8 protein-coding genes are annotated in these 7,967 nt (G+C 71.1%); 3 read left to right on the forward strand and 5 right to left on the reverse strand.

Features of this window, described 5'->3' with window-relative positions; all coding sequences use genetic code 11:
* The first annotated feature begins 5 nt into the window (after positions 1–5).
* Together STRTUCAR8_RS03450 and STRTUCAR8_RS03455 are read left to right on the forward strand one after the other, a co-directional pair.
* Positions 6–1,205 (forward strand): NAD(P)/FAD-dependent oxidoreductase, encoded by a 1,200-nt coding sequence (locus STRTUCAR8_RS03450; RefSeq protein ID WP_044471565.1) that lies wholly within the window; start codon positions 6–8, stop codon positions 1,203–1,205.
* A 153-nt stretch (positions 1,206–1,358) separates the two neighbouring features.
* Positions 1,359–2,291 (forward strand): RNA polymerase sigma-70 factor, encoded by a 933-nt coding sequence (locus STRTUCAR8_RS03455; protein ID WP_006374037.1) that lies wholly within the window; start codon positions 1,359–1,361, stop codon positions 2,289–2,291.
* 40 nt (positions 2,292–2,331) lie between these two features.
* Here STRTUCAR8_RS03455 and STRTUCAR8_RS03460 read toward each other — a convergent pair whose 3' ends face one another.
* The 5 genes from STRTUCAR8_RS03460 to STRTUCAR8_RS03480 form a co-directional block, all read right to left on the reverse strand.
* Positions 2,332–3,267 (reverse strand): alpha/beta hydrolase fold domain-containing protein, encoded by a 936-nt coding sequence (locus STRTUCAR8_RS03460; RefSeq protein ID WP_006374035.1) that lies wholly within the window; start codon positions 3,265–3,267, stop codon positions 2,332–2,334.
* An 87-nt stretch (positions 3,268–3,354) separates the two neighbouring features.
* On the reverse strand, positions 3,355–4,164 hold the full coding sequence (locus tag STRTUCAR8_RS03465; RefSeq protein WP_006374032.1) for an SAM-dependent methyltransferase: 810 nt from the start codon (positions 4,162–4,164) through the stop codon (positions 3,355–3,357).
* 34 nt (positions 4,165–4,198) lie between these two features.
* Positions 4,199–4,750: a hypothetical protein gene (locus STRTUCAR8_RS03470; protein WP_006374034.1), complete on the reverse strand. Its 552-nt coding sequence runs from the start codon at positions 4,748–4,750 to the stop codon at positions 4,199–4,201.
* Positions 4,751–5,032: 282 nt separating this feature from the next.
* On the reverse strand, positions 5,033–5,278 hold the full coding sequence (locus STRTUCAR8_RS03475; protein ID WP_006374031.1) for a DUF397 domain-containing protein: 246 nt from the start codon (positions 5,276–5,278) through the stop codon (positions 5,033–5,035).
* 3 nt (positions 5,279–5,281) lie between these two features.
* Positions 5,282–6,103 (reverse strand): helix-turn-helix domain-containing protein, encoded by an 822-nt coding sequence (locus tag STRTUCAR8_RS03480; RefSeq protein WP_044471567.1) that lies wholly within the window; start codon positions 6,101–6,103, stop codon positions 5,282–5,284.
* A 299-nt stretch (positions 6,104–6,402) separates the two neighbouring features.
* On the opposite strand from STRTUCAR8_RS03480, the gene STRTUCAR8_RS03485 reads away from it, so the two are divergent.
* Positions 6,403–7,896 carry an NsdA family TPR-like regulatory protein gene (locus tag STRTUCAR8_RS03485; RefSeq protein ID WP_006374036.1) on the forward strand — a complete coding sequence of 498 codons (1,494 nt, stop codon included), beginning with the start codon at positions 6,403–6,405 and terminating at the stop codon, positions 7,894–7,896.
* Positions 7,897–7,967 lie beyond the last annotated feature (71 nt).

Raw genomic sequence — 7,967 nt, forward strand, 5'->3', positions numbered from 1 at the left:
ACACCATGAGCGGGAACACCGAAGTGGTCGTGATCGGCGGCGGCTACGCCGGCGTCATGGCGGCCAACCGGCTCACACAGCGCACCGACGTGACCGTCACCCTCATCAACCCGCGCCCCACCTTCGTCGACCGAATCCGCCTCCACCAACTCGTCAGCGGCAACCACGACGCGGTCACCGACTACCGGAAGATCCTGGCAGGGAACGTCCGGCTGGTGGTGGACACCGTGACCCGGATCGACACGGCCGGGCGCGGCGTCACACTCGCGAGCGGCGACACCGTCGGCTACGACCACCTCGTCTACGCCGTGGGCAGCGGCAGCGCCGACCCACGGGTCGCAGGCGCCGCCGAGTTCGCGTACCCGATCGCCGGCCTGGAGGAGGCACAGCGACTGCGGCCGGCCCTCGACGCCGCGCCCGCCTCCGCCCCGGTGACCGTGGTCGGCGCCGGTCCGACCGGCATCGAGACCGCCGCCGAGCTCGCGGAACAGGGCCGCACCGTGACCCTGGTGTGCGGCGGCCCGCTCGGCCCGTCCCTCCATCCGCGGGGCCGGCGTGCGGTGGCCAAGCGGCTCGCCGCACTAGGGGTGAGCGTGCTCGACGGCCCCGACACGAAGGTGACGGAGGTGACCCGAGACGCCGTACGCCTCGCCGGTGGCCGCGAGCTGCCGAGCGCGGTGACCATCTGGACCGCCGGTTTCGGAGTCCCCGACCTGGCCGCCCGCAGCGGACTGCGTACCGACGCCCTGGGCCGCCTGCTCACCGACGAGACGCTGACCAGCGTGGACGACGAGCGCATCGTCGCGGCGGGGGACTCGGCGGCCCCGTCGGACCTGCCGTTCCGGATGAGCTGCCAGGCGGCGGTCCAGCTGGGCCCGCAGGCCGCCGAGACGGTGCTCAGCCGGATCGCGGGGGAGCGGCCCGCTCCCGTCGACGTGGGTTTCGTCGGCACGTGCATCAGCCTGGGGCGGCACGCCGGCGTCTTCCAGGTCATGGGCAAGGACGACACCGCCAAGAGGTACTACGTCGGCGGCCGGACGGGCGCGAAGGTCAAGGAACTCATCTGCAGGAGCATCCCCTGGCAGCTGTCGTACGAGGCACGCAAGCCCGGCGCGCGCACCTGGTGGAGCAAGGACGCCAAGCGCCGGCAGCTCCTCCAGGCCAAGGCCGGGCAGGAGCCGGTCGCCGCCGAGCGGGCAGCCTGAGACACTGCCCGGCGTGTCACCGCCGGGCGCCGGGCAGTGTTCCCCTGCCGATCGAACGGCTGTCCACGACAACGAAAAGGACCTCGCTGTGGAATCACGCCCGAGAACCGACGGCGGCCGACGCCGTCCCCCGCGCCGGACAGGGGCCGGGACATGAGCGACCACGCCACGGCCCCCGGCAGCGGCAGCGGCACCGGCCCCGGGACCGACCCGGCGACCGGGACGTTCGTCGCCCACCGCAACCTGCTCTTCACCGTCGCCTACGAGATGCTCGGGTCGGCGGCCGACGCCGAGGACGTCCTCCAGGAGACATGGCTGCGCTGGGTCGCGGTCGACCTCGCACAGGTCCGCGACCAGCGCGCCTACCTGGTCCGGATCACGACCCGGCAGGCCCTCAACCGGCTGCGTACGATGAGCCGCCGCAAGGAGGCCTACGTCGGCCAGTGGCTGCCCGAGCCGCTGCTCACCGCGCCGGACGTGGCCGACGACGTCGAACTCGCCGAGAGCATCTCGATGGCCCTGATGCTCGTCCTCGAAACCCTCTCGCCCACCGAACGCGCCGTCTTCGTGCTCCGCGAGGTCTTCGACACGGGCTACGACGAGATCGCCGCCGCCGTGGACAAGAGTCCCGCGGCCGTCCGTCAGATCGCCAGCCGCGCCCGTCGGCACGTCGACGCCCGGCGCCCCCGCCAGACGGTTTCCCCGGCCGAGGGCCGGGCCGTCCTGGAGTCGTTCCAGCGCGTACTGGAGACCGGGGACCCGCAGGTCCTCCTCGACGTACTCGCCCCGGACGTCGTCCTGGTGAGCGACGGCGGCGGCATCAAGCAGGCGGCGCTGCGGCCGATCAACGGCGCCGACAAGGTGGTCCGCTTCCTGTTCGGCGCCGCGGGCAAGAAGGACAGCCCGATCACCTTCGTCCCCACCATGGTCAACGGCGGCCTGGCGCTCGCCGTACACCTGGGCGACGAGCTCGACGGCATCATGGCGATGCGCTTCGAGAACGGCCTCGTCACCGGTCTCTACTACGTCCGCAACCCCGAGAAACTGACCCGCGCCGGAACGGAGACCCCCCTCACCCTGCGCTGAACTCACCCCGCGCTCAAGGCCAGGGCCGGCGGCGCGGGGGTCAGAGGGCCGCCGTGGCCTGCCGTACGTGGTCGGCGACGAGGGGGTAGACCTCCCGGGCCTTCTCCTCGTCGTCGAGGTCGTAGCCGTGGTCGACCCCGGCCATGTCGTGGTGCTCGACCAGTGCTCCCACCTGGCGCAGCCGCTCGGCGTAGCGCACGGCCTCCGCCCGGAGGCGGTCGTGCGCCGCCGTGACGACCAGGGCCGGGGCGATGCCCTTGAGGTCGGCGGTCTCCTTCGGGTGGGCGGGGGAGACGAGCCGGTCGGCGCGCTCGCGCGGGTCCGGTACGTACGCGCTGTCGAACACCTCACCCATCCACGGGCGCAGCATCGGCTTGGCGATCGCCGCCCGCTTGTCCTTCGCGGCGGTCGCGAGGTCGAGGGGCGCGTAGTGCAGGACCTGGAGCGCGATCGCGGGGCCGCCCTCCTCCAGGGCCTGGCGGGCCACGGCCGCGGCGAGACCGCCGCCGGCGCTCTGCCCGCCCACGGTCAGCCGGGCACCGTCCCAGCCGTGCTCGGCGCCGTGCGCCGCGATCCACCGGACGACCTCGTACGCCTGCCGGGGCGGGGCCGGGAACGGGTGCTGCGGGGCGACCACGTAGTCGACGTTGACGACCACCACGCCCGCCAGTGCGGCCAGGGCGCGGCAGAAGGCGTCGTCCGACTCGGTCAGCGGAAGGATGAATCCGCCGCCGTGGAAGTTGACGTGAACCGGCGGGGCCGGGTCCTCGGTCGCGGGCCGGTAGACCACGACCCGGGCCGGGGCGACCGAGGTCGGGATCGTCAACTCACTTGTGGTGCGCGGGAATTCGGGGAGGCGGGCGTGGGAAGCGGCGGCCGATCCCCGTCCGCTGGGCCGTCGGTCCGCCAACATGACGAGACGCTGCATCGTCTTGGCGATGAGGGAGGCCACCGCAGGCCTGGCGAGGAGGGACACGCGGTTCCGTTCGGTCGGGCTATTGCCAGGAATCCTGTCGATCGACAGGCTGACATTAAACACGACCGACCGGTACAGCGGAAGCGGCTAGCCCTTGTACGCGATGCCTCCGTACACATCTGTCGGCTGCGGCGAGGTGCCCGGCTCCGGGCGCCACAGGGGGCAGGAGACGATGCCCGGCTCCACCAGTTCCAGCCCCTCGTAGAGCGCGGAGAGCTTGTCGGGGCTGCGCAGCACGTAGGGGACCGCGCCCGTGTCGTCGTACCCCTGCTGGGCGCGCTTGAGCTCCTCGTCGGTGTCCGTACTGTCGTAGTGCACGAAGTAGCTGCCCGACGGCAGGGCCGCCTGGAGGCGGCGCGTGATCGACTTGGCCTCCTCCCAGTCCTGGATGTGGCCGAGGATGCCCATCAGCATCAGCGCCACCGGCTTGTCGAAGTCCAGATACTGGCGTGCCGTCTCGATGATCTTCTCGGGTTCGCGCAGATCCGCGTCGATGTAGTCGGTGGTCCCCTCGGGGGTGCTGGTGAGCAGGGCCTGCGCGTGCCGCAGGACGAGCGGGTCGTTGTCGACGTAGACGATGCGCGACTCGGGGGCCACCTTCTGTGCGACCTGGTGCGTGTTGTCGTACGTCGGCAGGCCGGTGCCGATGTCGAGGAACTGGCGGATCCCGCGCTCGCGGGCCACGAAGGTGACCGCGCGGATGAGATAGGTGCGCGAGGCGCGGGCCATCGTCTCGATGTCGGGGGCGATCTCGCGGTACTCGTCGCCCGCCGCGCGGTCGACCTCGTAGTTGTCCTTGCCGCCCATCCAGTAGTTCCAGATGCGGGCGGAGTGGGGCACCGTGGTGTCGATCTTGGACAGTGCTTCCTGGTCGGGGGTGGGCCGGCCGTCTGTCATCGGAGTTCTCCTGACTTGCCTCGCGCGGACTTCGCTAACCTATCGTCAACTGCCGGGTAGATCGCCGGAGTTGGGACAGATGAGGCGCGGGGGCACGGATGCGGCGAGTCCGCTCGGCGACCACGTCGGTCCGGGCGGAGGTGACGTCCACGCGCACCACGGGAACATGCTGGGCGAGCGTCCGGAACACCCGCGCGTAGGCGAGGGCGGCGGCAGCGCTCTCCGACCCGTCGTCGCCGTGGTCACCCCCGGTGAGGTGCACCAGTGCGCCCTCGCGTTCCGCGACCGCCTCGGCGAGGTCGAGCACCTGGATCCAGGTCACCCGGGACCGCCCGCGCCGCAACGGCCCGTACACGAGTTCCCCGATGATGCCGCCGTCGACGACGAACCGGCCCGGCGCCGCCAGCAGGTCGCGGAAGGGCCGGGTGGGATCGAGATGATGCAGTCCGTCGGGCGGCTGCCGTGACGGGAAGCCGAGCAGGGCAAGTTCGGCGTACAAACAGGCGCGGCGAAGGCCCTCGTGTCCCTCGACGACCAGGATCCGGTACGGGGTGACGGTCTCCGTGACGGCCCGCGGAAGGTTCATCGCGTGGGCACCGCCGTCCTGGGGGAGCGGCCCGGCAGGGGAGTGCCGGCGCGTCCGGACGGCATGGCTCGACCCGGGGCGTGAGACGGCGTACGCATGCCGCTCCCTTCGGACCTCTGAGTGACGCGCGCACAGCGGTGCGCGCGGTGGAGCGTCAACTCCCTCAGTGTGTACGGGACTCCCGCGCGGCGGGAGTCCACGAACGGGTTGTCCGGTTGTGCGGATGTGGTGGTGCGCCGTACGCGGACCGCTCGCGCCGTAGGCGTACGGCGGACCGAGGCGTCAGGCGATCAGGAAGTCCGCCTGGCCGGACTTGGCGCCCTCCAGGAACGACACGATCTCGTCCCGGGAGTAGACCAGCGCGGGCCCGTCCGGGTCCTTGGACTGCCGGAAGGCGACACTGCCGTCGGGCAGTCGCTTGGCCTCGACGCAGCTTCCGCCATTGGTGCCGCTCCAGGGCTTGTGCCAGCCCTCGGAGCCGAGTTCTGTCGCGGGCATGCCGCTGTGGACGGGGTTGTCGGTTGCCATGGTTCACAACTCCTTACGCAGTGCTGCCAGGATCTCCCTGGTCCGAGCGACCGGGTCCGCCTGAACGGACATCCGGTCCAGTACCTCCAGGTACGTCACGACGTCGGCGGGCTGGTCGAAGTACTGCGCGCCGGCGAGGCTCTCCGTGTAGACGACGTCGGGCAGTTCGGAGAAGCCGAAGCGGAAGTAGTGGAAGGGGCCGAAGGCTCCCGGATGCGGCCCCGAGGCGAAGCGCATGATCTGGAGCCGGACCTTCGGATACTCCAACACCTCGCTGAGGTGGTCGATCTGAGCCCGCATCACCCCGGCCCCGCCCACGGGCCTGCGCAGCACGGTCTCGTCCAGTACGGCCCAGACGGCGGGCGCCTCGGGCTTGTCGAGCAGATCCTGGCGCTTCAGCCGCAGGGCGACCCGGCGCCGGATGTCCTCGGGACTGTCGTTGGGGAAGCCGATGCGCAGCAGCGCGACGGCGTAGTCCTCGGTCTGCAACAGGCCGGGGACGTAGTGGGGTTCGTACAGCCGGATGACGGTGGCTTCGCTCTCCAGGCTCACATAGGCGCTGAACCAGTCCGGCAGCACATCGCGGTACGTGTACCACCAGCCCGGCTGGTTGGCCTCCCTGGCGAGGTGGAGGAAATCGTCGATCTCCTTGGCCAGGACCCCGTAGGTGCGCAACAGCTCCTTCACGTAGGGGATGCGGAGGCCGACCTCGGCCTTCTCCATCCGGCGGACCGTCAACGGCGTGACCTCGATCGCCCGTGCGGCGTCCTCGAACGACACCCCCGCCCGCTCCCGCAGATGCCTCAGGCGCTTGCCGAGGACCATCCGCAGGACGGTGGGGGCACTTCCGCCTGAGCGGTTGTCGCTCACGTGGGACCTCCGGGGACCGCCGTCACAGCGGGCAGTGTGCCATGTCTTCGGTTGACACCGACAGGGCTTTGCGCTTCATTCTGAAATTATCAGAACGAAGGTTGCGAGCTGTGCCTGTCGGTCACAATAGTGATCGAGTGACCTGCCGCACATCGCGCGGTGGCGTCACCGAAGCCCGTCCTCCGCCGGGAAGTTGACGTCCCGACAGATCCGGACGAGTACGCAGCCTTACGCCGACGTGATGCGAGACCTGGATGGCCGCCGTGACGAACGGACAACCGAGAAGCCCCGGCAGGGGCGCGGGCGGAGCCAACACGGCGCTGGCGACCGCGCTCAAGGACGCCGGCTGCTCCTACGCGTCACTCGCGCACCGCGTCAACGAACTGGGCCGCCGGCAGGGCGTGGACACCAACTACGACAAGGCGTCGGTCACCCGCTGGCTCCAGGGCCAGCAGCCCCGGGGCGGCACCCCCGAGTTGATCACCGCCGTCCTGTGCGAACGGCTGGCCCGCGCACTGTCCCCGGCGGACCTCGGCTTCGTGCCCGACCAGCAACGCCCCGTCGTGGGCCGGACACTCGTGTACGGCGAGGATGTCGCGGAAACCCTGCACGCCCTCGCGGAACTGGGCTCCACCGACATCTCGCGGCGCACACTCCTCGGCACGGTCCCCTTCGTCCCGGCCGCCCTGACGAACCCTCAGCGCGACTGGCTGCTCTGGCTGTTGGAGAACGGCGAGAGCGGCGATAACGGCCGGACGGGCGAGACCGGTGACGGAGGCGTCGGTGGAGGCGGTGACACGGGCCGCGTCCGCCCCGTACCCAACGCTGTGCCGCCACCGGACTGTGCCGGTCCCGTGGAGCAGGTCCACGCGATGATCGGCATGTTCGACGAGATGGACAACCACTATGGGGGCGGCGGGGTCCGCACCAGCATCGTGCACTACCTGTCCACCGAGGTGATCCCCATGCTCCAGCAGCGCGGTGTCGCCCCGGCCCGGCTGCGCGAGCTGTTCGCCGGCGCGGCCCGGCTGGCGGCGATGGCCGGCTGGAGCTCGTACGACGCGGGGGAGTACGGACTCGCGCAGCGCTACATGATCCAGGGCCTGCGGCTCTGCGCCGAGGGGTGCGACCGGGTGCTCGGCGGGCAGATCCTGGCAGGCCTGTCCCATCTGGCGACCAGCCTCGGCCGTCCCGACGAAGGTGTGTGCCTGGCCCGGGCCGGCCTCGCCACGGCGAAGGGTTCGGGCAGCCCGCTCGGCCTGATGCGCCTGTACGCGATGTCCGCCCGGGGGCATGCGGCGCTGGGCCGTGCTCGTGAGGCCTCCGCGGCCCTGTGCGCGGCGGAGCGGCAACTGGCCGCGAGCCGGGGGAGTGCGCAGGAATCGCCCTGGGTGCGTTTCCTGGACCACCACTACCTGGAGGCGGAGTCGGCGGTGTGCTTCCGCGACCTGGGCTGGGCGGCACAGGCGCAGGACACCGCGACGCAGTCCGTGCGCGCGCATGCCGACCGCCGTCGGCGCCAGGCCATCAGCCGTTCCGTGCTGGCGACGGCTCACCTGCAACAGCACCGTCTCGACGAGGCGCTAGGCACGGCGACCGAGGCGCTCGACGCGCTGAGCGGCGTCCACAGCGAACGATCCATCCAGGCACTTCGGGACTTCCGCGGCCGGCTCACCCCGCACCGCGCCGAGCCGATGGTGCAGGAATTCGAACGCAGGTCACGACCGGTGCTGGGAGCGGTGGCATAGCCGATGCCGCCACCACTACGCATATGCAACCGGACAACCCCCGCACTCCCTGGTCTGTCAGGCCACCGGTG

Source organism: Streptomyces turgidiscabies Car8, assembly GCF_000331005.1.
Taxonomy (GTDB): Bacteria; Actinomycetota; Actinomycetes; order Streptomycetales; family Streptomycetaceae; genus Streptomyces; species Streptomyces turgidiscabies.

Excerpts from the sequence above, each read along its gene's own strand:
- STRTUCAR8_RS03450 (WP_044471565.1), top strand. The coding sequence starts at position 6 with ATGAGCGGGAACACCGAAGTGGTCGTGATCGGCGGCGGCTACGCCGGC.
- STRTUCAR8_RS03455 (WP_006374037.1), top strand. The coding sequence starts at position 1,359 with ATGAGCGACCACGCCACGGCCCCCGGCAGCGGCAGCGGCACCGGCCCC.
- STRTUCAR8_RS03465 (WP_006374032.1), bottom strand. The coding sequence starts at position 4,164 with ATGACAGACGGCCGGCCCACCCCCGACCAGGAAGCACTGTCCAAGATC.
- STRTUCAR8_RS03470 (WP_006374034.1), bottom strand. The coding sequence starts at position 4,750 with ATGAACCTTCCGCGGGCCGTCACGGAGACCGTCACCCCGTACCGGATC.
- STRTUCAR8_RS03475 (WP_006374031.1), bottom strand. The coding sequence starts at position 5,278 with ATGGCAACCGACAACCCCGTCCACAGCGGCATGCCCGCGACAGAACTC.
- STRTUCAR8_RS03480 (WP_044471567.1), bottom strand. The coding sequence starts at position 6,103 with ATGGTCCTCGGCAAGCGCCTGAGGCATCTGCGGGAGCGGGCGGGGGTG.
- STRTUCAR8_RS03485 (WP_006374036.1), top strand. The coding sequence starts at position 6,403 with ATGGCCGCCGTGACGAACGGACAACCGAGAAGCCCCGGCAGGGGCGCG.